The following is a 21724-nucleotide window of genomic DNA, read 5'->3' as shown; positions in this document are numbered from 1 at the left end:
TTTAAAAGGTCATCTTTTCTATTACCAGTTCTTGTACTCTACGGAAATCTATTTTTCCACTTCCCATCTTAGGAAGCTCTTCCATTACTACAAATTGTTTAGGTAGGGCTAAATTAGGAAGAACCTTAGCAAGTTTTTTTAGCACATCCTTTTCATCTACCTTCTGGCTTACGACCGCAACAATTTTAGCCCCTTTAACCTCATCAGGTACCTCTACCACACAGCATTCTACTTCCTTAGGTAAAATTTTTTCTAATTCCTCTTCAACTTTTACCAACGATACCATCTCTCCCCCTATTTTAACAAACCTCTTGAGCCTCCCTACATGCCAAAGATATCCGTCTTCGTCTAAATATCCCATGTCTCCTGTGTCATACCATCCATGTCTTATCCTCATAGAGGTTTCTTCTAAATCATTATAATAACCTTTCATCACATTAGGCCCTCTTACTAATATCCTTCCTATTTCATTAGGGCCACAGATTTCTCCGGTTTCATAGTTTTCTATTCTAACTTCAAGATTAGGAAGAGGTTTGCCTACACTTCCAGGTTTATTAGCCTCTGGCATGTTGGCTGAAATAGCAGGAGAAGTTTCTGTAGTTCCATAGCCTTCTAAAAGGAGTTTTCCGTGTTTTTCCCAAAAAGCATCTCTAAGAGATTGAGGGCATTTGTCAGCTCCGCTTACCATTAACCTTAAGCTATCAAAAGTGCCTGGCTCTGCCTTTTTAAGGTATCCCCACCAAAAACTTGGAGTAGCAGCCATTACAGTGGGTTTTTCTTCTTTTACGATTTGACAGATTTTTTGATAATCAAGAGGGGTGGGATAGGTAATAAAAGTCATGCCATGATAAAGAGGGGTCCAAAGGTTTACTGTAATCCCAAAAACATGAAAAAAAGGCAAAATAGACATGATAACATCTTTTTCTGTAAGTTTAGCCATTTCACTAAAACCTTCAATGTTGCTAAGGATGTTTTTATGGCTTAATTCTACAGCCCTAGGGTCTTTCTCACTTCCACTGGTAAAAAGAATGACTGAAGTCCTTTCTTGGTCTTCATCTACATTACAGTAGGTCAGGAGAAACTTTAGCGGAAGTTTCGAAATACCTACAGCTATCAATTTTTCCTTTAAATCTATCTCTTCTAACCAGTCCTCTACAAAAACCATATCTTCTAAAACCGGACAATTAATCCTTTCAAGCAATTTTTTAGAAGTAACCACCGGACGAAAATTACATTTTTCCCTGGCATATCTTATGTTATACTCTGCTTTAGTAGAATAATTAAGCATAACAGGGACTTTTCCTGCCATTAGGGTCCCGATAACTGTAAACACAGCAGCTGAAGAATTTGGAAGCATAATCCCTATAAATCGATCTTTAAATCTTTTTATCTTACGAGAAAAAATAAGACTTGCTATCAGGGTTTGCTGGTAAGTAAATCTTTTGTCAACTGCTCTGTCAATAATAGCTATCTTATTATAATAGGCTTTAGCAGTATAAATAAATCTTTCATGAAGTTGCATCTATCTTACCTCTTTTAAAAGTTTTAAAAAGCATAACGAAACTGAGCGCTTATTATGTCTACATGTCCGCGATAATAGCCTTTTAAACCTCCTCTAAGAAGGTCTTCTCCTACAGGTTCTTTATCTATGTAAGATTTTTTGAAAAAAATATGCACATATCCTAAATCAAACTTTAACCTCTCAGAATAACTATATCCTACACCAAAAGATACCCAAAATCTGTCAGTATCTGGTATCCTCGGGGTTCTATGTTTGTCAGAAGAAATAGGTGTTTCATCATAGGCTATACCTGTACGAAAAATCCATTTAGTATTAGGTTGATAAGATATCCCCAGAGAATAGCGAAAACAATCTTTCCATTTAGTAGTGATAACCGTATCACCTATAACTAAAGTGTCATATTTAATCCTTAATTCTTCGAACCTACTCCAACCGGTCCAAGTTACATCTGCTAAAACAGTCCAGTTTTTATTTATTTTATGTAAACCACTAACAGAAAGCATCGGTGGAAGGTTAAGCCTAGCCTTAACATCATCTTTTTTAAAAATCTTTGTTGAGTTGGTGGGTATGTTTTCAAACTCAATCTTTCCTTTTAATTGATGGGTCATCTTAGCCCTATAAGAAACACCCAATCTGGTATTTTCTGAAAGTTCATAAAGAAATCCTATGTTCCAGCTAAAAGACACATCATCCCCTTTTAGCTTAGCAAATCCATCTTGAGTAGTAAAATCCCCAAACTTAGCAAAAGTTATAGGGTTTATAGCGTTGTTTATTTCTGCCTCTGCCCACTGAAAGTTTAAACCTAAGCCCAGACTGAGTTTTGAGTTTACTCGGTAAGCCACAGCTGGATTAAAATTAATGGTTATAAGCTTAGATTTTATCGCATGATAGCGTCCTACCCAGTTTTTATCATACTCAGTCTGGAGCCCAAAAGGAGAATTAACCCCTAAACCTACCACTAAACGTTCATCTACAGGCATTGAAACATAAAGATTAGGAACTACTGCCGTTACTCCAGCATCCCCTCCGTTGTTGCCAGAAAGAGAATAAGTAGAATTAGTAATGGGATTGCGTCCTATAGAGCCTGTATTTTTAAAATTGGCATTGGGAATGATCACATGGGCTCCAAAAGATGCCTCCGGCTTATTGAGCTTAATCAAGCCCGCAGGATTATAAAAGATGGTACTTCCATCTTCAGCAGAGGCCGCAGCACCTGCATAGGCATTTCCAAGCCCGCTTACTCCTTGTTCATAAATAGCAATCCCAGCCGCATACGCGTTTACTACTAACAAAGAAAAAAAAGTTAAAATCGCCCCAATACTCAAAAACAAACTTAAAAACATAGCTCACCTCACTTTTTGAAGTTTAAACTACCAACCAAAAAGTGAAATAAATTTAACAAAAAACTTTCAATTAATCAAGCGTATTTTAATTAAAAATTTCACTAACAAATTCTGATTAGTTGTTCTATAAACCTGAGAAAAGTTGATAAAGTACTCTTATTCACTCCGAATCAGATCTTTATCTATATAAACTTTGAAGTAAAAAGATCTTTAGAATTTAATTAACTATAAAATAAAAATGATTAAACTACCGGATAATTTCTATCTGCTACCAAAGAAATTTTAGTAACCTTAGGGCCAAAAGGTGCTTGTTTTCTTTTAAACTCAGCCCTTTTAACCATGGCTAATACCTTTTCTACCACTGACTTTTCAAACCCTTTTTCTATAATAGCCTGACAAGAATACTTTTTTTCAAGATAAAGATATAAAATTTGGTCAAGGATTTCATAAGGAGGTAAAACCTCATAGTCTGTCTGTCCGGGACGTAGTTCAGCAGAAGGGACTTTTAGAAAAACCCTTTCTGGAATATCAGGTTTAAGATGGTTTCTATATTTAGCCAACCTATATACCATCGTTTTATAAACATCTATTATCGGTGCAAAACCACCTGCCATATCCCCATAAATGGTCCCATATCCTACCGATGCTTCGCTCTTGTTTGAAGTGCAAAGAACCAGATACCCTTTTTTGTTAGAAAGATAAAAGAGAATGTTAGCCCTAATTCTGGCCTGAAGGTTTTCGTCAGCTACATCAAAGTCAGAATAGCCTAAGGTTTTCCTAAAAGTCTCAAAAACCTCTCCGATAGGATATTCTAAAAACTCTATCCCTAAATTTTGGGCAAGGGCCTCAGCATCTTCCTTGCTTTCTTTAGAAGTAAAAGGAGAAGGCATAAAAACCCCTATTACTCTTTCTTTACCTAAAGCGTCAACCGCTATGCAAGCCACTAAGGAAGAATCCATTCCTCCAGAAAGACCTAACACCACTTTTTTAAATTTATTTTTTTCTACATAATCTCTTAAGCTTAAAACTAAAGCTTTATAAACTTTCTCTTCTTCGGCAAGGCTTGGTTCTTTTTTACCATCAAACCTCAAAGGCGTTCTTTTGTCCTCTAAAAAAATTTCATCAAAGACACAAAACTTGCAAGGTTCTATTTCTTTCTTAGCTTGTGTGTTAGATAGTTTTTTTCTAAGAATTGATTCATAATCTATTGAAAAAATGCAAAAATCTTCTTTAAATCCTGAAAGAAGGACTGCAGTTTCCTCATAAGGGTCTATCACAAAACTCCTTCCGTCGAAAACCCAACATTCCTGCCCACCTACAAGATTTGAACAAACTATATAGGAGTTAAACCTCTGAGCTAAGGCTTTAAAAACCTTTTGTCTTTCTTGAAAAGACCCTACATAATAAGGGAAAGCCCCTAAGTTTATCAATAGGTCTATATCCATATCTTCATAAAAATGAAACCAGCCATTATCTTTCCAGCAATCCCAGCCTATGCTAATTCCTATCTTAAACTTCTTAAAATTTATGATTAAAGGTTTAAAACCCTGATAAAAATACTTTCTTTCATTAAGGGTTTCGTTTAAGCAGCGTTTATAGTAGCCTGCTAAAACTGCCCCTTTCTTAATTACTAAAGCGCTGTTAAAAAGTCCTCGGTCAAAATAAGGGGTTCCTATGATAAGGGTTGAATTAAAATTTTCTGAGGCTTCTATCAATTTTTTTATTGTTTTATTTAAGTTTAAAAGAAAATCAGTCTCAAAAAACAAATCTGCAGGGAAAAAGCCACAAAGGGCAAGTTCTGGTAAAATTACTATATGGGAATGTCCGTCAACTTGAGTCCAAACTTCTAAAACTTTATTTAAATTTTGTTCAAAATCTCCTAAAACCGGGTTTATTTGGACCAACCCTATGTTTAGTGTGCACATCAATTATTCCCTTTTAAAGAATAGGTAAATACCTTTCTAACTCGTAAGGGAAAACTTGTATCCTATATTCATCCCATTCTCTTTTTTTGCTTTCTATAAGGTTATAAAAAGTATGTTCTCCTAAGGTTTCTTTTAGTAATTCACTTTTTTCGGCATATTCTATAGCTTCTATCAAACTACCGGGAAGGTTATCTATACCCAAGGAAGCCCTTTCTTCAGGGTCTAAGTGATAAACGTCAACTTCTACCGGTTGAGGTAGCTCATAGCTTTCGGTAATACCTTTTAGACCTGCATTAAGCATACAAGCAAAAGCCAAATAAGGATTACAAGCAGGGTCAGGAGACCTAAGCTCAATCCTGGTAGCCTTTTCTTTTCCAGGCTTGTATAAAGGTATTCTGATAAGGGCAGAACGGTTTCTTCTTGCCCAGCAGATGTAAACCGGAGCTTCATACCCAGGGACAAGCCTTTTATAAGAGTTTACCCATTGGTTAAGCACCAAGGTTATCTCTTTGATATGCTTTAAAAGGCCTGCAGTATAATGTTTTGCCAGCTTGGAAAGATAAAAAGGATCACTTGCATCAAAAAAGGCGTTCTTATCTCCAACAAAAAGGGATTGATGGGTATGCATACCACTTCCACATTTTCCAAAAAGAGGCTTAGGCATAAAGGTAGCATAAACTCCATATCTCTTAGCTATCTCTTTTACCACTACTCTATAGGTCATAACAATATCTGCCATCGTTAAAGCTTCAGCATATCTCAAATCGATTTCATGCTGAGATGGTGCCACTTCATGGTGGGAATACTCAACCTTTATTCCCATTTTTTCTAAAGTAAGGATAGTATCTCTTCTGATATTTTCAGCGGCATCTAAGGAATAGTCAAAATATCCTGCCTCATCTAAAGGTTCTGGATATTTATCTGTTTTAAAATAGAAAAATTCAAGCTCTGGACCGATATAAAAGGTATAACCAAGCTTTGCGGCTTTTTCAAGGTTCATCTTAAGAATGTACCTTGGATCACCTTTATAAGGATTACCACCTGGCTCATAGATATCACAAAACATCCTGGCGGTATTTCTTTCAGGAAAAGTCCAGGGTAAAAGGGCAAAGGTAGTAGGGTCTGGGATAGCTATCATGTCTGACTCATCAATCCTTGCAAAACCATGAATAGAAGACCCATCAAAACCCATTCCTTCTTCAAAGGCAGCTTCTAACTCCTCAACCGCAACCGTAAAACTTTTCAACTGCCCTAAAATGTCGGTAAACCATAAGCTAACGAACTTAACATTATACTTTTTGATAAGTTCTTGCACATCTTTTTTATCCCTAGGTTTCTCTGTTACCATCTCTTAATGCCTCCTAATTGTCCGTTCTTTATGTTTTATTAAAACTCAAAATAAAAAAAAGTAAACCTTCCAATTAAAAAAGGGGTTAGACGAAATTGACCGTCTAACCCCCATACTTAAGATCTAAACTCCCTTAATGTTTAATGAGTTTCAAACTATCCTAACAAAATCTCATAAGCCTTTTCCATATCAGCTTCCATCACATAAGGAATACCTGTAACCTCAGCAGCTTCTTTAGTAAGGGCTACTAAGTCGTTTCTGTCAAGATATTCAATAGAGAACTTTCTGGCTCCGGCCATAAGTTGTTTTAAACCGATGGTAAGCCTTTCCACAAAAGTATACATAGCTACAGCACCCCAAGGTATCCTTTCAAAATCTTTTCCATATTTCTTTTTAAGTATTTCTGTGTTGATAAAAATCTGTTCGAGAGAGTCGCCATATTTTTTGATTTCAGGAGGAAGTTTCCCTTCTTTATACCAGTTAGCTATGTTTTTACCTACAAAAGCAGGTATCATCAAAGCCCTTCCCATACAAACTGCTTTAAAGAAAGGAGCACCGAGGGCTAAAGCTTTAAAGATGTGGTCTTCAAGAGAAAACCCACCTGCTATAGCTAAATCAGGCACGTATTTTCCTCTGGCAGCAAGTTCCTTAGCAAAATTATAGGCTATAGACTGTAAGTAGATGGTAGGAATACCCCATTCGTTCATCATTCTCCAAGGGCTCATACCAGTTCCACCACCAGCTCCGTCTATAGTAACAAGGTCAATACCAGCATCAGAGGCAAACCTTAAAGCCCTAGCAAGGTCAGTAATCCTATAAGCACCGGTTTTTAAAGAAACAAACTTAGCACCAACCTTTCTATAATGTTCTACAGTTTTCATAAAATCATCATAATCTACCATTCCAAGCCTTGAATGCCTTTCAAATTCTTTAATTTCTCCTTTTTTAAAGGCTTCCTGAATAACAGGATTTTCTGGGTCAGGTACAACGATATAACCTCTCTTTTTAAGCTCTAAAGCCCTTTCTAAAGTTCTTAACTTAACCTCTCCTCCGATGTCTTTAGCTCCCTGCCCCCACTTAAGTTCGATGCAATTAACCCCTAATTTTTCTATTGCATATTCGGCAGAGGCAAGCCTTGAGTCCTCTACGTTTTGTTGTAAAATAACCTCTCCATAACCTTCATACCAGTTTTTAAAGGCTTTAACCCTTCTTTCAAGCTCTGGAGATTTGGTTACTTTCCCATTTTTAAACTTGGCGTCAGGGTCCATACCTACTACATTTTCTCCAATAACTACCATTATACCAGAGATAGCAGCGCCAATGGCTAACTCATCCCAATTGTTTTTGGCAACATCGGTAGAACCTAACGCACCGGTAAAAATAGGAATTCTAAGCTTAATTTTGTAATTCCTTCCTATTTCTCTTTCGGTGTTAACCGCAGGAAAAGTAGCCTTGTCTGGGTCTGGTTCAACACCTACTGCTCCTACACAGGTTCCTTGAATGTTAAGATGAGAGTAATCTACTGGATATTTCTTGGTAGCACCAGCAGTGACCTTTCCAAAAGGTTGAGGATAAAGAATTTCTCTTCCTCTAAAAGAGGATTTACCAACCTCACAAAAACCTGGGCATCCGTCTAAACAGACAGAACAAATACCAGAATAAGGTGCTGGGTCAGAAACCCTGTTACGGGTACCTGTTGCTGAACTAGCGTTGGGTTGACCTGGATAAACGCTCATAATTACCCCTCCTTATATTTTAATTTTTGTGCATGTTTTATGCAAAATTCATGCCTAAATAAATTTACCAAAAAACATAAAATAAAGCTGGTATAAAACTAACAATAATGTAACAAAAGTACAAAAATGTTGTTTTAGCTCAAAAAAGAAATTTTTATTCTGTGAGTATGCCATATTTTTTGATACGATAGCTTATCTGTCTTTTGGTAAGTCCAAGAAGTTTAGCTGCTTTAGTTTGATTATATTTACAAGCTTTGAGTGCCTCTTCTATAGCCTTTTTCTCTATGAGTTCTATCTGATTGGGCAAAAGTTTTTCTTGAAAATCTTTTTCTCTTTTAATCTTAAATTCTAAAGAAGCTTGTCTTATATAAAAAGGAAGATCCTCTAAGGAAATAAACTCCTTTTCCGCCAATACTACTAACCTCTCTAAGGTGTTCTCAAGTTCTCTTACGTTCCCAGGCCAATGATAAGCTACCAACTTTTCCATTACTTCAGCAGAAACCTGTACATTTTTGTTATATTCTTGATTAAATTTTTTTAGAAAATGCTCTACTAAAAGAGGAATATCTTCTTTTCTTTCTCTTAGCGGGGGTATATAAATAGGTATAACGTTTAACCTGAAATACAAGTCATCTCTAAAGGTACCTTCTCTTATCATAGCTTCTAAATCTCTGTTGGTTGCAGCTATAATCCTTACTTCTACCTTTATCGGCTTAGTATCTCCTATCCTTTCAAAAGTTTTTTCTTGAATAACCCTTAGAAGTTTAGCCTGTAAAGACAAAGGCAAATCTCCTATCTCGTCTAAAAATATGGTTCCTCCATTGGCCAATTCAAATTTACCTGGCTTTGAAATAAGCGCCCCGGTAAAAGCCCCTTTTTTATAGCCAAAAAGTTCTGCCTCAAGAAGGGTTTCAGGAATGGCAGCACAGTTAATAGCTACAAAAGGTCCATTAGCCCGATCGCTTTCAAAATGAATGGCCTTAGCTATAAGTTCTTTTCCTGTCCCACTTTCTCCTATAATCAAAATGTTAGCTTTACACTTAGCTGCTTTGAGTGCAAGCTTAAACACCTGCTGCATCTTATCAGAGACACCTATAAGATTTCTAAACTGATATTTTCCCTTAAGTTCTAAAGATAAACTTTCTTTTTCTTCCTTTTCTTTTTTAAACATCTGATAAAGCTTTAAGTACTGGGAAAAAAGAGTAGATACGATGTTTAAAAATCTTATATCTTCCTTAAGGTCTATATCCTCACTAAATATCCTATCTACTGATAGAACTCCTAAAACCTCTCCTTCTATCTTAAGAGGTAAACATAAAAAAGAAATGTTTTCTTTAGTCAATCTTGCTCCGGTTTTGTTTAAAAACATCGGTTCTTTCCCGATATTAGGTACTACTATAGGTTCTCCGGTATCAAAAACCTTACCTACTATACCCTCTCCTTTTTTATAAATACCCCTTTTTATCTGTTCTGGTGTAAGTCCATAAGCTACGGAAATATGTAAAGTATTGGTTTCGCTGTCATAAAGGGTAATAGTTGCTCTTTTCATGTCTAAAATATCTGATAAAACTTTAAGACTTTGGTAAAGATTGTGTTGCAAGTTAAAAGAGGAACTTAATATTTTACTAATCTCAAGCAAGGCTAAAAGTTCTTTATTTTTTCTTTCAAGCTGTTCTACAACCTCTTTATGAGGCATCCAACTTTCTCCTTAAAACCTCTATGATTTCTGATAAATTCTTTTGCCAGGTCTTTTTTTTGATAAAAAACAGGTCTACTTGCTCAGATCTTTTTAAGCCTAAAGACTTATATATCTTTTCGTAGTGTTCTTTCCCCCATCCTTTATAAGAGATCACCAAGATTAGGTGTTTACATCTTATTTTTTTTAAAAAATAGGTTATAGGGGGACAATTAAAAGTCCATTTAGGAAAACAAACGATCAACCTTTTACCTTGGGGTGGATCAAACCAACTTTTAACAGCCAAATTAGGTATAAAAGAGAGAAAAAGCCATAAAAAATAAGGAAACCTATAGGTTCTTATCTCCTTAGGTTTTATTCCTAAGGAGAAAGCTATCTCTTCAGCCACAACCTTAGAAAACCCTGTATAGGTAAAATAAAAAACTTCCACCTTTAGTTTAATAGTTTAAAGCTTTTTGGGCAAGATATTCTTCTATCAAATTATCAGGATTCTCTTCTGGTGTTTCAGCCACCAAAACCTTTATTCTTTGTTGGACTAAACTATCAGCAAGCTCTTTAGGAGGGTTATAAAGTAAAATATGGGTAGCTACCTGTTCTGCCAAGAAAGAAAAAAGGTCTTGATTTTGAGGTTTTTTTATCAAATCTTTTACCAAAATTTTGTTATTTTCTATGTCATACACCAAAAACATGTCAAAATTCTCTAAAGATGGCTCTATCTTGTTAGGAGGAGTAGTAACCGGTACCGCGACCCTCATAAACCTTTCTTCCAAAACATCTGCCTTCATCTCTTCGGTAGCAGCAACAATATTTCTAACCAATTCTTCGAAGGCTTTAGCTGTAATACTTTCTGGATAAGCAGCAATCACCGGCCTTCCAGTATCCCCTGTATCAACTACCCTTGGGTCAACAGGAATCCTTCCTAAGAACCTTAACCCAAACTCGTCAGCTAATTTTTGTCCTCCTCCTCTTTTAAAAAGGTCTATCGGTTTGCCGCAATGAGGGCAGATAAAACCACTCATGTTTTCTACAATTCCTAAAATCCTCATCTTTATCTTTTGACAAAACCTAATAGACTTTTTTACGTCTATCAAAGAAACTTCTTGAGGGGTGGTAACGATTAAAGCGTAAGCATCAGGTATAGTTTTAGCTACGGTTAAAGGCTCGTCTCCTGTACCAGGAGGGGCGTCTATTATTAAATAATCAAGCTCTCCCCAGTCTATATCTCCTATAAACTGTTTAATGGCAGAATGCTTTATAGGCCCTCTCCAAATGATGGCTGTATCTTCAGAAGGTAAAAGTGGTTCTATAGAAAGAAAGTTTAAGTTGGGGGAATATTTTATGGCTCCCATCCTTCCGTCTGGTTTACGAGAAATCCTAAGGTCTCTTGCTCCTAACATCTTAGGAATACTTGGTCCATGAAGGTCTACGTCTAAAAGACCTACCATAAAATCTTGCAAAGATAAACCTACAGCCAGGTTAACAGATACCGTACTTTTACCTACCCCACCCTTACCAGACATTACCATGATTTTATGTTTTATCTTGTTAAGTTGTTCTCTTACCTTTTTATCTTGCTGGTCCATCAAAAAGCCTTTTTCCTTACCAACCATAAAAATCCTCCTTTTTTGTAAAAATTTATAAAAAATATATTTATCTTGGGGTTTTATTTTAATCTCAACTTGTTTTTTGTCAAACTTAAAAAATGAAAGTGGTTTAAAAACCTTATTAATTTGTAAAGCTTAACAGAAATAAAATTTCACATCAAATCAAGTTATTAAAGGTTCAAGTTAGCTGAAATAAAAGTAGCCGATCACATAATACCTTAACGATTCGAATCGAAAAGAAAGACAACCAAATAGATTCTAACTTGTTTTTAAATAATAATTTTTTTGATAAACACGCCCCCGGCAGGATTCGAACCTGCGACACCGAGATTAGGAATCTCGTGCTCTATCCTCCTGAGCTACGGGGGCAAAAAAATTAAACTAGATTTTTAAATATAATAGCCTCTAAACAGATTTTTTCAAGATACAACCTCTAAAATTTCTAAGGCTATATTAATTTTTTAGGACCTAAAAATTTTTGAAAAAATTTTTAAAATTAGGCCTTAAGTTTTTTTTAATTTATCCGATAATATTATTTGAGAAAATAAAGGGGTGTACCTATGAACATAAAAAAAATAGATAGCCAGTCCTTTGACCTTTTCTTATCTGGACAAGAAGTTAGTATAAAACCTAGGGATCAAACGTCTTCATTAAATAGAGCTTCTGATAAAACCTTTTCCTTATCTAAGGAAGATCTTTTTCAAGAACCCTCAACCATAGACCCTAAGGAACTAAAAGAGACCTTAAAAAATTTTAATAAATTGGTTGATCTCCTAAACAAACGTTTAGACCCACTTAATAAAGAACTTAAAATAGAAATAGACCAAGACTTAAATATTCCTATCTTTAAAATATTAGACAAAGAAACTAAAGAGGTTTTACGTCAAATACCTTGGGAAGAAAGTTTAAAGCTTTTAAAGTACTTCCGAGAAATGAATTTTTCTGATAATATAAATTTAGAAAAGTTAAAAGGGTTGTTACTCCAAAAAGAGGTATAAACTATGGCTGAAACACCTTTATATTTAAACAATGTAACCGGAATGCTTGATATAGATTCTATGGTTCAGGGTATCTTGCAACCCAAGTTAAAAAAATTTGCAAAACTACAACAAGACAAAGCCTCTCTTCAACTTAAAAACACGGCTATAGAAAACCTACTTGGAGCTATAAAAAGCGCTCAAGCATCGATAGACAGTTTAAATGTTGAGGACCTTTTTAAAGGTAAAACTGCTACGGTAGGAGATAGTTCAATCCTTTCTGCTTCGGCTACCAAAGAAACCCCTAATGTTTCGCTAAACATAACCGTATCTCAGCTTGCCCAGACAGAAACCAGAGTATCTACCCAAGGGGTAAACAGCTTGTCAAGCTCTATAGAGGCCACCAACTTTACCTTAAAATATTACACTTCTAATACCGATTATCTCTCTTTTAACATCAACTTTAGCGGAGGCAACCTTCAAAACTTAGTTGATGCTATAAACCAAGCTCAAGATAAGGTTACAGCCTCTATTTTTTTCGATGGAACTTCTTATAAACTTATGCTCGCTGAAAAAAACGCAAATTCTTCAACCAAAGAAACTCAAGATACGGATGCGGTTATACAAATTGAAAACCTTCCTTCTACTTTAGGAGATCTTGTTACGATGCAAGAAGCCAAAAATACCAAAATTCAATTAGGAACAAACACGATAGAAAGCCCTGACAACACTTTAACTAACCTCCTCCCTGGGTTAACTTTAAACATAAAAAAAACAGGTAGTACTTCGATAAACATAAAAGATGATTATTCAGCAGTTTCTTCCAATTTGTCAAAAGTTTTAGAAAACCTTAATTCTGTGATTAATTTAATAAAGTCTAACACCGATAAAAATCAACTATTTCAAGGCAATGTAATGTTTACCCAAGTTAAAACTCAATTTTTAAGCAACCTACAACCACTTATCAAATTAGGAATAATCAACGCAGCAGATGACGGAACCTTCTCGTTAAACACTTCTACCTTAAACAGCTTGCTATCAAGCAACCCTGACCAAGTAAAACAAGCAATTTACGAATTTAAAAACAACTTCTCAAAGACTTTAACCAATCTCAACTCTACTTTTAACGCCTACCAAAGTAGACAAAACCTTCAAATAGAACTTATAGATAAAAAAATTTCCTCTTTACAAGAGAGTATCGCAAAAGAAGAAAACAGGCTAAGATTAACCTTTAGCAAGATAGAAGCCCTTATGTACCAAAACGACCAGTTAAAATATAGGATACAGAGTTTTGCTACCCCAATATCCGAATCTAAATAATCCTTTTAAAATAAGGAGGATTTATGGTTAAAACTGTTTATAACTATCTTGAAAATCAAGTGAAAAATGCAGACCCTCTCGACTTAGTGATTATGCTTTATGGTAAGGCTATAGCCTGTCTTAAAATATCTAAAAACACCATAGAAGCAGGGTTAAACACCCCTGAAGACGTAAAAAAGAAGGCAGAGAACTTAAGTAAAGCTACAGAAATCATAGCTTATCTTCAAGGGTCGCTTAACTTTGAAAAAGGAGGGGAGATTGCTAAAAATTTAAATGAGGTCTATCAAACCCTTTTAAACGAATTACTTGTAGCCAATTCTCGAAATGACGTGCAAAAAATTGCAGACAGTATAGAGGTTTTAGAAAAACTTAAAAAAACTTGGGAAGAGCTTAAGTGTCAAGACCAAACCTAAAAGAAAGATTAATCGAAATAGAGCTTGCGATAAAAAACCAAGATTTAGACAGGGCTTTAAAGCTTTACGAAGAAATAAACCTTAATTGGGAAGACTATAAAAATAGTATAAACCAAGAAAATTTGCAAGCAATCTTAAATTTAGTAAACTTTTTAGAAAAACTTCTTAAAGAAAAACAAGCGGAATTAATCGAAACCCAAAAATTTCTTAACCTTAAAAAGGCCTATACCAAATTTTAACCTTTTTCCATAAAAGCTTTAAATTCTGTTAAGCGTTGTTTTTCCCTTTCTAAGGCTTTATAGGTTTGCCATAATTTTTTAAGCTTAGGGTTGTTTTCTACGTCTTTTTCGTCTAATTCGTGAGCTTTTAAGTTAAATTCTTTTTCCAAAGCTTCTAATTTTTGGGTTAGGTTTTTGATGTTTTCTTCACAGACCTTTATTTCTCGAGAAGTGGTAAACCAGACCTCGTCATATACTATCCCCATAATTTCATTCTCCTTTTAAATTTTTATTTTCTTCTGTCTATAAAGTAATTACTTCCTTTCATCTTTTTTACTATGGCTTTTACTTCAGCCGCTCGCTGAGAAAGTTCTCCTATATGTCTAAATTTATTAGGATAAACAGGTATCAAGGCTATAGAAACCGATGGTAAAGGGATTTCACTTAAATGACCTTGCCTGTCTTTAGTTATTAAAAATCCTTTTTTCAGGTCTTTCTCTTTTAAAAAAATAGAAAGGGTTGACTCAAACTTCCTTATGATTTCCTTGGCTACCTCCTCTGCCTTATCGATGGGGACGACAAACACAAAATCATCTCCACCTATATGTCCTAAAAAAGAACCCTCGCGTGCCTTTTCGTTTAAGGTGGAGGCTAAAATCCTGGCTAAGTTTTTTATAACCTCATCCCCTCTGGAAAAACCGTAAACATCATTATAAGCCTTAAAATTGTCTAAATCTACATAACCTATAACAACTTTTTGTTTTTCTTTAATAATTTTTTCTAAAAATTTTGAGATAGAGGTATTACCAGGAAGTCCGGTAAGTGGATTGTTGTCTGAAATCCTTTCTATTCTTTTAAAGGCGTACTCTATCCTTAGGATAACCTCTTTTAAGTCTTCGTAGATAAGCACAAAATCATCCACAACTTCAGCTTTCTTCATCAAAAATTCAAAATCCAGATTGTTAACCACCAACACGATAGGAATGGTGGTTAGGTTGAAATCCTTTTTAAGAGCCAATATTTGCTCAAAGGTTGAAGGGTCTTTCTCATGGTCGATAAGGACCATGTCAGGGGGATTAAACAAAAATTTTTCTAACAAAACTTTAGAAGAATTAAAAAATTTAAAAACATATCTATCTTTTTGCTCGGCAACAAACTGTTCTTTCAATTTTTTAAATTTAAAAAAATTATCCCTTTTTAAAAATAGATAGATGGTCTTAGGCATTAAGCCTCGGTTCCTTCGGTTTCTTTTTTAAGCTCTTCAGTAAAGAACTTAAGTTCGTAAAGCTTAGGCTCAAGTTTAAAAAATACTTCTTTGATAAAAGATAGGTCAAGCTTAAGTATCTTAAAGGACCTTTCATCAAGAGGGGGGACTTTTTTATAAAGGCTTTCTCCATAACCTCTTGCATGGATAAGTACATCAGAAAGATGTATCACCGCAGCCTCTTTTTTAAACTCTTTGGCTTTCGAAAGGTCATGGTGGGCTTCCACAGCTTCTATCAGCCTATCAGGCAGGTTCCACTGTCTCATTAGAAAAGCACCGATCTCTGCATGGTTTATCCCTAAAACCTCTTCCTCTGCCTTAAGAGGGTCCTTCTTTTCTTTTTCTACCAACTCAATTATTTTTTGGTATTCCTCAGGAAAAGCCACCTTTTCGATTACCCTACCAAGGTCATGCAAAAGACCGGCGGTAGCTATCTCCTGTGGTTCCTTTAGCTCCACTTTTTCTGAAAGAATTTTCGCACAAGCAGCTACCCCTACAGAATGTTCCCAAAGCCCTACGTCTTCTTTATGTAGGATTTCAAAAATAGAAGAGGTGGTAATCAAAATTTTTACTACGTTTATACCAAGTAACATAAGGGCATTTTGAACGGTGCTCACTCTTCTAGGAAAACCATAAAAGGCGGAATTAGCCAGTCTTAAAATTTTAGAAGTAATCACCTGGTCTTTCTCGATTAGGTCTGCTATCTGTCCTATAGAAACCCTTTCGTCTTCTACCATAGCGTTTAGCCTTTGAACTATAGGGGGCAATGTAGGTAAACCCTCAAGTTTACGTAGCTTTTTCCTTACTTCTTTTCTCTTCTCATAGGGATCCATAAAAGTCTCCTAAGCCTCTTTATATTTTTCCATCAAAAACTCCTTTAATGCCTCTTTAATCTTAAGAAGTACAGGATCTGAAATCCCTTCAAACCTTTTTTCTAACCCTTCAAGTTCTTCTTCTAAAGTTTTCTCCCAAGGAAGCTTTACTTTAAGCCCTTCTACTGTAATAAACTGGACCCCAAACTCTTGAAACCTTTTTAGGTGTTCCTCAGTAAGCTCTACCCCTTTACCGCAGAGGGTTCTTCCGTTTGCATCTATTACCTCTTCATAGGTCTTCATGCCAGGTATTACATAAGATAAAGGTAACCTTTGCATTCTCTAACCCCTTTAGATAACTTTGTTTAAACTATACTCTATAATTCCTTCAGCCCCTAATTCTAAAAGTTTAGGTACAAGGTCTCTGACCTCTTTTTCTGAAACGATTACCTCTAAAGCATACCAATCTCTATTATACAACTGCGAGATGGTAGGAGATGTTATGCTTGGTAAAACCTCTATAACCTTTTCAAGATTGCTGGCAGGCACATTCATTTTAAGCCCTACCTTTTTATGGGAATTAAGGGCCCCTTTAAGTAAAACAGAAATTTGGTTTATTTTTTTCCTCTTCCATGGGTCTTCCCAAGCATTTTCATTAGCTATCAACTGAGGATAGGTGACCAAAAGTTCATATATAATTTTTAAACCATGGGCTTTAATGGTAGTGCCTGTTTCAGTCACTTCAACGATAGCATCACAAAGACCTTGGACTACTTTTGCCTCTGTAGCCCCCCAAGAATAACTTACTTCAACCGGTATACCCTTTTCTTCAAAAAACCTTTTAGTAAACTGCACAAGCTCTGTGCTTATCTTTTTACCGGCTAAGTCCTCAAGCTTTTCTATACCAGAACCTTCTTTTACTGCCAAAACCCATCTGGCAGGTCTTTTACTTACCTTAGAATAAATAAGATCCTCTACGACTACTACCTTAGAGTTGTTTTCTAAAATCCAATCTTTTCCTGTAATACCGGCATCAAGAATACCAAGCTCAACATACCTGCTCATTTCTTGTGGTCTACAAATAACCATTTCTAACTCGCAATCATCTACCTCTGGGAAATAATTTCTGTGATGAACGTCTATCGTCCATCCAGCCTTTTCAAAAAGCTCGATGGTTGCCTTTTCTAAACTGCCTTTAGGAATACCAAACTTAAGCTTTTTTTCCATAAACTTCCTCCGCATTAAATAATTTTTCTTCTATTATCTCTAAACCTTTTTCTTCAAGCCTCTTATAAAAACAGCTCATATATCCTTCATGGCATACAGGACCCTTAGGTTCTACCTTAAAAAGTAAAGTATCTTCGTCGCAATCAATCAAAATCTCCTTTACAACTAAATAATGCTTTGAAGTCTCCCCTTTTAACCAAATCTTATTTCTTGTTCGGCTATAAAAGTGTACCAGTCCTGTTTCTAAGGTTTTCAACCAAGCCTCTTCGTTTAAAAACCCTACCATCAAAACCTTAGAGGTTTGATAATCCTGGATAACCGCCGGCACAAGGCCTCCCATCTTTTCAAATTTAGGTCGAAAATCCATCTACTACCTCCCTAAAAGCTTTTAGTTTTTTTTCCGGGTCTTTGGCTTTAACCAAAGAAGTTCCTATCAAAACCCCTTTAAATCCCTTTTTAAGTAAAGGTATCAAGTCTTCAGGCTTTTGATAACCGCTTTCGGCTATTACTTGACATCTCTTCGGAATAAGGTCAAAAAGGGTTAAGCTTTGAGTCGTATCAACCTGTAAGGTCTTTAAGTTTCGGTTGTTAATACCGATAAGGGTTGCTCCTGCAGAAAGGGCTTTTTCTAAATCTTCTTCGTCGTGCACCTCAACCAAAGAAGAAAGACCTAACTTCTTTGCCTGTTTAATAAGTTCTCTAAGGTCTTCCTTGGCTAAAATATTACTAATAAGAAGAACAAGGTCTGCTCCAAAAGCTTTAGCTTCTTCTATTTGTATAGGGTCTAAGATAAAATCTTTTCTTAAAAGAGGAAGGTCAGCAACCAGCCTTATAGCTGCAAGATATTCTAAGGAGCCTCGAAAAAAAATTTCTTCTGTAATCACAGAGATAGCTTTAGCTCCTCCTTTAAGATAGGCTTGGACAATTTTTAAGGGGTCAAAATCCTTTCTAAAATTATCCTTTAAAGGGCTTGCCTTCTTTATCTCAGCGATGATAACAAAACCTTCTCTTTCTAAATATTTTTCGAAATCAATCGGCGTTCTATCACTAAAAGGCCTAAAATAAAGTCCCTTTTCTTTGCGTTTTAAAACCTCATAGTATTTTTCTAAAAGAATACTTTCCAAAACTGGGTTGATTTTACGGTTTTCCATATTATTTTTATAAGGAAATTTTTTCTTTTATTTTATCCTGTAGAAAAATTTTTAAAAGATGTTAATATCATAAATTTTAGAAGGACGGAGGTAAGAGTATGAAGAGGACTTACCAACCAAGCCGTTTAAAAATGAAAAGAAGACATGGATTTAGAGCCAGAATGAAAAGCCGTTCTGGAAGAAGGATACTTAAAAACAGAAGAAGAAAAGGACGTTGGCGTTTAACGGTTTAAGCCTTAAACGCTCCCTAAACGGGTTTGAAAAGAGAAAAATTTTCTAAAAAAGAACGGTTAAACCGTAATAAAGATTTTCAAAGGGTTTTTAAAGAAGGTAAAAAAGTATGGGTTAATTCTATATTGTTGATGCTTTATTTATCAAACGAATTAGGAATAAAAAGGATTGGGATAGTAGTTTCTAAAAAAATTAAAAAAGCTACCAAAAGAAACCGAGTTAAACGCTTGATTAGAGAAATTTTTAGAAAAAATAAAGAATTTTTTCCTGAAGGATGTGATTTTATAATTATACCCCATCCTAAGATGGCGGAGTTGAGTTTGGCTGAAGTTAAGGCTAAGTTTTTAGAAAAACTTACTGAGCTTAAGAACTAACATGAAGAGTTTAGCCTGTTTTTTGATAGACCTTTATAAAAGGTTCCTATCTCCTATACTATCTGTATACTTTAATATAAACTGTAGGTTTTATCCTTCTTGTAGTGATTATACCAAAGAAGCCATAATAGAATTTGGTTTATTAAAAGGATTCCTTTTAGGGGTTAAAAGGATTCTTAGATGTCATCCTTTTTCTAAGGGTGGCTATGACCCTGTGCCTAAAAATCTTCTGAGGAGGCCTTAATTTAATGGATAATAGAATTTTGATTGCTTTAGGACTTTCTTTTTTAGTAATAATTTTCTTTCATTATCTTTATCTTAAGTTTGTCCCTACTCCTAACATAGAACCTCCTGTCATAAATTCAACGACTAATCAGACCGAACCTCGGTCTGAACCTTTAACCCAAAACACAACTACGCCACAACCTAAGGTTTTTGAAACCCAAAACTTGCCTACCTATACCATCCTTTCTCCCAAATACAACGCAACCCTTACTTCTTCTGGGATAAGATTTACTGAATTTTTCCTAAAAGAATATTTTAAAGACCTAACCAAAAAGGAACCTGTAAACCTTATTACCGCAAATAGTTATTCTCTACCCCTCGAGGTTTATTTAGAAACTAAACCAGAATTTGCAGTATTAGGCTATAATGGTGAGGCTCCCTCTAAAGTGGTTTTAGAAAAGGATGGAGAAAAGGAATTATCTTTTTTTACCAATCACCAAGGGATAAACTTAGAAAAATCCCTCAGGTTTAAACCCCAATCTTACTATATAGACCTTAAAGTAAAGATAACCAACCAAAGCAATCAAACACTTAACGACAAACTCCTTTTAAGAGGGGCTTTTGCACCTTTTGTAGATGGAACAAAATATGTGTTTATCGGTCCTTTTTATTACACCAACCATTTAAACGAAGTTAAGGTTAAAAATTCTAAAGTAGAAGAATATGTAGGAAACTTAAAATATTTAGGTTATGAAGATAACTATTTTATGGTAGCTGTCATTCCTGAAGGCTTAAACAATAGTTCATTAAGGGCTACTTTTAGAAATTTGACCGACACAGTTCAAGAGTTTATCTTATGGGTTCCGGTAGAAAATCTTAAACCAGGAGAAAATGCTACCTATCAGTTTAAAGTTTACATGGGACCTAAAAAAATAGAAGAGATGCAAAAAGAATTCCCTCTACTTACCAAGGCTTTATACTTCGGAATTTTCGACTTTATCGCTAAACCTTTGCTTTATGTATTAAAATTTACTCATCAGTTTACACATAACTTTGGATGGGACATCATCCTTATGACCTTGCTGTTAAGGGTGCTTTTCTTTCCCTTAAACCACATAAGCTATAAAAGCATGAAAAAGATGCAAGAGCTTCAGCCTGTTATTCAAAGGTTAAGAGACAAATATAAAGATGACCCACAAGCCTTAAACAGAGAGATTATGAATATTTACAGAACACAAAAAATCAATCCCTTTTCTGGATGCCTCCCTATACTTATTCAGATACCTGTGTTTATCGCTTTTTACAAAGTGTTGTTGATGGCGATAGAGCTAAGACATGCACCTTTTATACTCTGGATAACAGACCTTAGTGCTCCAGAAAGACTTTATATAGGAAATTTTGTCATACCTTACTTAGGTGGTATTCCTGTGCTTACGATTTTGATGGGGCTTTCGATGTATATCCAGCAAAAACTAACCCCTTCTTCTCCTGACCCTATGCAAGCCAAACTTATGCTTTTTATGCCTATCTTTTTTACTGTGCTTTTTATTAACTTTCCTTCAGGACTTGTTTTATATTGGTTTGTAAACAACGTCTTGTCGATCGTACAACAATATTTTACTCTAAGGTTAGTCAAAAAATAATCTGAGAGGTGGGACTATGGTTTTAGAGAAAGAGTTTGAAGGAAAAAGTTTAGACCAACTTTTGGAGGCTGCTTGTCAAGAATTGGGCTGTATGCCCGAAGATTTGGAGTTAGAAATATTAGAGGTCACCACTTCGTCTGGTTTGTTAGGAATGCCTAGTAAAAAAATTAAGGTTAAAGCCAAACTTAAACCCAACAAAATGCTTTCTGAAAGGGCTAACAAGGCTTTAACCTTCTTAAAAGACCTTTTTTACTATACTGATTTTCAGATAGAAACCCAAACAAACCTTCTAAAAGACAAACTTCAAATAGAAATCGTTTTGAAAGGTGAAGACCTGAAGTATCTTGTGCAAAACGGAGGCGAAGTGCTTTCTGCTTTAGAATTTCTTACCAATAAAATCGTAGCTAAATCCTTAGGAGTTGGACCTAAAATTGTGTTAAAACCTGAGGGTATCAACTTAGAAAGAGAAAAAAGACTTATCTCAGCGGTAAAAAAAGCTATTGAAAAGGTAAAAGCCTCCAAAGAGCCTCAGATAATTAAAGTAGGCTCTCCGCGGGAGCAAAGAATTGTTCTTAATTTAGTAAAAACTGAAGAAAATATAGAGTCAGTGATCGAGGGCGAAGGCAAGCAAAAAAAGATTATTCTAAATTGGACTAACTCTTAGTAGGTTTAAAAAAGGGGGGCTTCCCCCCTGA

General features: G+C 35.3%; 24 protein-coding genes and 1 tRNA gene. 9 read left to right on the top strand and 16 right to left on the bottom strand.

All coding sequences use genetic code 11. The annotated features are described in order from the left end of the window. Position 1: 1 nt before the first annotated feature. The 9 genes from F1847_RS03525 to F1847_RS03485 all read right to left on the bottom strand — a co-directional run bounded on the left by F1847_RS03525 (position 2) and on the right by F1847_RS03485 (position 11543). A complete protein-coding gene (locus F1847_RS03525; RefSeq protein ID WP_150071721.1) occupies positions 2 to 1522 on the bottom strand; it encodes an AMP-binding protein in 1521 nt (506 codons plus the stop codon). Between the two features lie 23 nt (positions 1523 to 1545). After that, a complete protein-coding gene (locus F1847_RS03520) occupies positions 1546 to 2865 on the bottom strand; it encodes an OmpP1/FadL family transporter (protein ID WP_150071720.1) in 1320 nt (439 codons plus the stop codon). Between the two features lie 242 nt (positions 2866 to 3107). Then, positions 3108 to 4790: an NAD+ synthase gene (locus F1847_RS03515; protein WP_150071719.1), complete on the bottom strand. Its 1683-nt coding sequence runs from the start codon at positions 4788 to 4790 to the stop codon at positions 3108 to 3110. 13 nt (positions 4791 to 4803) lie between these two features. After that, positions 4804 to 6138 (bottom strand): glutamine synthetase family protein, encoded by a 1335-nt coding sequence (locus tag F1847_RS03510; protein ID WP_150071718.1) that lies wholly within the window; start codon positions 6136 to 6138, stop codon positions 4804 to 4806. 155 nt (positions 6139 to 6293) lie between these two features. Beyond that, positions 6294 to 7874: an FMN-binding glutamate synthase family protein gene (locus tag F1847_RS03505; RefSeq protein WP_150071717.1), complete on the bottom strand. Its 1581-nt coding sequence runs from the start codon at positions 7872 to 7874 to the stop codon at positions 6294 to 6296. Positions 7875 to 8028: 154 nt separating this feature from the next. Next, positions 8029 to 9570, bottom strand: a complete 1542-nt coding sequence (locus F1847_RS03500) for a sigma-54-dependent Fis family transcriptional regulator (RefSeq protein ID WP_150071716.1) — start codon at positions 9568 to 9570, stop codon at positions 8029 to 8031. Further along, positions 9560 to 9958, bottom strand: a complete 399-nt coding sequence (locus F1847_RS03495) for a hypothetical protein (RefSeq protein WP_150071715.1) — start codon at positions 9956 to 9958, stop codon at positions 9560 to 9562. The genes F1847_RS03500 and F1847_RS03495 overlap by 11 nt, the downstream gene beginning before the upstream one ends. A gap of 49 nt (positions 9959 to 10007) precedes the next feature. Then, positions 10008 to 11180, bottom strand: coding sequence for an Mrp/NBP35 family ATP-binding protein (locus F1847_RS03490; RefSeq protein ID WP_150071714.1), 1173 nt, complete (start codon positions 11178 to 11180; stop codon positions 10008 to 10010). Positions 11181 to 11469: 289 nt separating this feature from the next. Further along, positions 11470 to 11543, bottom strand: a tRNA-Arg gene (locus F1847_RS03485). Positions 11544 to 11734: 191 nt separating this feature from the next. Between F1847_RS03485 and F1847_RS03480 the strand changes: the two genes are divergently transcribed. The 4 genes from F1847_RS03480 to F1847_RS03465 are packed head-to-tail and all read left to right on the top strand — an operon-like array spanning position 11735 to position 14123. After that, entirely contained in the window at positions 11735 to 12172 is a 438-nt protein-coding gene (locus F1847_RS03480) for a flagellar protein FlaG (RefSeq protein ID WP_150071713.1), read from the top strand. Between the two features lie 3 nt (positions 12173 to 12175). Continuing rightward, positions 12176 to 13471, top strand: a complete 1296-nt coding sequence (gene fliD, locus F1847_RS03475) for a flagellar filament capping protein FliD (RefSeq protein ID WP_150071712.1) — start codon at positions 12176 to 12178, stop codon at positions 13469 to 13471. Between the two features lie 23 nt (positions 13472 to 13494). Next, positions 13495 to 13884, top strand: coding sequence for a flagellar export chaperone FliS (fliS, locus tag F1847_RS03470; protein ID WP_150071711.1), 390 nt, complete (start codon positions 13495 to 13497; stop codon positions 13882 to 13884). After that, positions 13866 to 14123 (top strand): hypothetical protein, encoded by a 258-nt coding sequence (locus tag F1847_RS03465; protein WP_150071710.1) that lies wholly within the window; start codon positions 13866 to 13868, stop codon positions 14121 to 14123. Before fliS ends, F1847_RS03465 begins: the two co-directional genes overlap by 19 nt. Here the strand turns inward: F1847_RS03465 and F1847_RS03460 are convergent. Genes F1847_RS03460 through trpC form a run of 7 tightly spaced genes read right to left on the bottom strand, consistent with a single transcriptional unit; the run spans position 14120 to position 18556 of the window. After that, positions 14120 to 14368, bottom strand: a complete 249-nt coding sequence (locus tag F1847_RS03460; protein WP_150071709.1) for an aminoacyltransferase — start codon at positions 14366 to 14368, stop codon at positions 14120 to 14122. The genes F1847_RS03465 and F1847_RS03460 overlap by 4 nt on opposite strands. 23 nt (positions 14369 to 14391) lie before the next feature. Beyond that, the gene (locus F1847_RS03455) at positions 14392 to 15327 is read right to left on the bottom strand and encodes a GGDEF domain-containing protein (RefSeq protein WP_150071708.1); all 936 of its coding nucleotides are present in this window, start codon (positions 15325 to 15327) and stop codon (positions 14392 to 14394) included. Continuing rightward, positions 15327 to 16199 (bottom strand): HDOD domain-containing protein, encoded by an 873-nt coding sequence (locus tag F1847_RS03450; RefSeq protein ID WP_150071707.1) that lies wholly within the window; start codon positions 16197 to 16199, stop codon positions 15327 to 15329. The genes F1847_RS03455 and F1847_RS03450 overlap by 1 nt, the downstream gene beginning before the upstream one ends. Before the next feature lie 9 nt (positions 16200 to 16208). After that, positions 16209 to 16517 (bottom strand): hypothetical protein, encoded by a 309-nt coding sequence (locus F1847_RS03445; protein WP_150071706.1) that lies wholly within the window; start codon positions 16515 to 16517, stop codon positions 16209 to 16211. 12 nt (positions 16518 to 16529) lie between these two features. Beyond that, positions 16530 to 17405, bottom strand: coding sequence for an ATP phosphoribosyltransferase (gene hisG / locus F1847_RS03440; protein WP_150071704.1), 876 nt, complete (start codon positions 17403 to 17405; stop codon positions 16530 to 16532). Then, positions 17389 to 17772 (bottom strand): phosphoribosyl-AMP cyclohydrolase, encoded by a 384-nt coding sequence (gene hisI / locus F1847_RS03435; RefSeq protein ID WP_150071703.1) that lies wholly within the window; start codon positions 17770 to 17772, stop codon positions 17389 to 17391. Before hisI ends, hisG begins: the two co-directional genes overlap by 17 nt. Beyond that, a complete protein-coding gene (trpC, locus tag F1847_RS03430; RefSeq protein WP_240702844.1) occupies positions 17756 to 18556 on the bottom strand; it encodes an indole-3-glycerol phosphate synthase TrpC in 801 nt (266 codons plus the stop codon). The genes hisI and trpC overlap by 17 nt, the downstream gene beginning before the upstream one ends. Positions 18557 to 18654: 98 nt before the next feature. On the opposite strand from trpC, the gene rpmH reads away from it, so the two are divergent. From rpmH to F1847_RS03405, 5 genes are read left to right on the top strand one after another with little or no spacing between them, the layout of a single operon-like run. Then, the gene (rpmH, locus tag F1847_RS03425; protein ID WP_150071702.1) at positions 18655 to 18789 is read left to right on the top strand and encodes a 50S ribosomal protein L34; all 135 of its coding nucleotides are present in this window, start codon (positions 18655 to 18657) and stop codon (positions 18787 to 18789) included. Between the two features lie 24 nt (positions 18790 to 18813). Next, positions 18814 to 19161 (top strand): ribonuclease P protein component, encoded by a 348-nt coding sequence (gene rnpA, locus F1847_RS03420; RefSeq protein WP_150071701.1) that lies wholly within the window; start codon positions 18814 to 18816, stop codon positions 19159 to 19161. A 1-nt stretch (position 19162) separates the two neighbouring features. Next, positions 19163 to 19405 (top strand): membrane protein insertion efficiency factor YidD, encoded by a 243-nt coding sequence (gene yidD / locus F1847_RS03415; RefSeq protein ID WP_150071700.1) that lies wholly within the window; start codon positions 19163 to 19165, stop codon positions 19403 to 19405. Between the two features lie 4 nt (positions 19406 to 19409). Next, on the top strand, positions 19410 to 21029 hold the full coding sequence (gene yidC / locus F1847_RS03410; protein ID WP_150071699.1) for a membrane protein insertase YidC: 1620 nt from the start codon (positions 19410 to 19412) through the stop codon (positions 21027 to 21029). 16 nt (positions 21030 to 21045) lie between these two features. Next, on the top strand, positions 21046 to 21693 hold the full coding sequence (locus tag F1847_RS03405; protein WP_150071697.1) for a Jag N-terminal domain-containing protein: 648 nt from the start codon (positions 21046 to 21048) through the stop codon (positions 21691 to 21693). Positions 21694 to 21724: the final 31 nt, after the last annotated feature.

Source organism: Thermodesulfobacterium sp. TA1 (assembly GCF_008630935.1).
Lineage (GTDB): Bacteria > Desulfobacterota > Thermodesulfobacteria > Thermodesulfobacteriales > Thermodesulfobacteriaceae > Thermodesulfobacterium.
The sequence above is the reverse complement of the archived record's forward strand: the minus strand, read 5'-3'. Positions and strand labels throughout refer to the sequence as shown.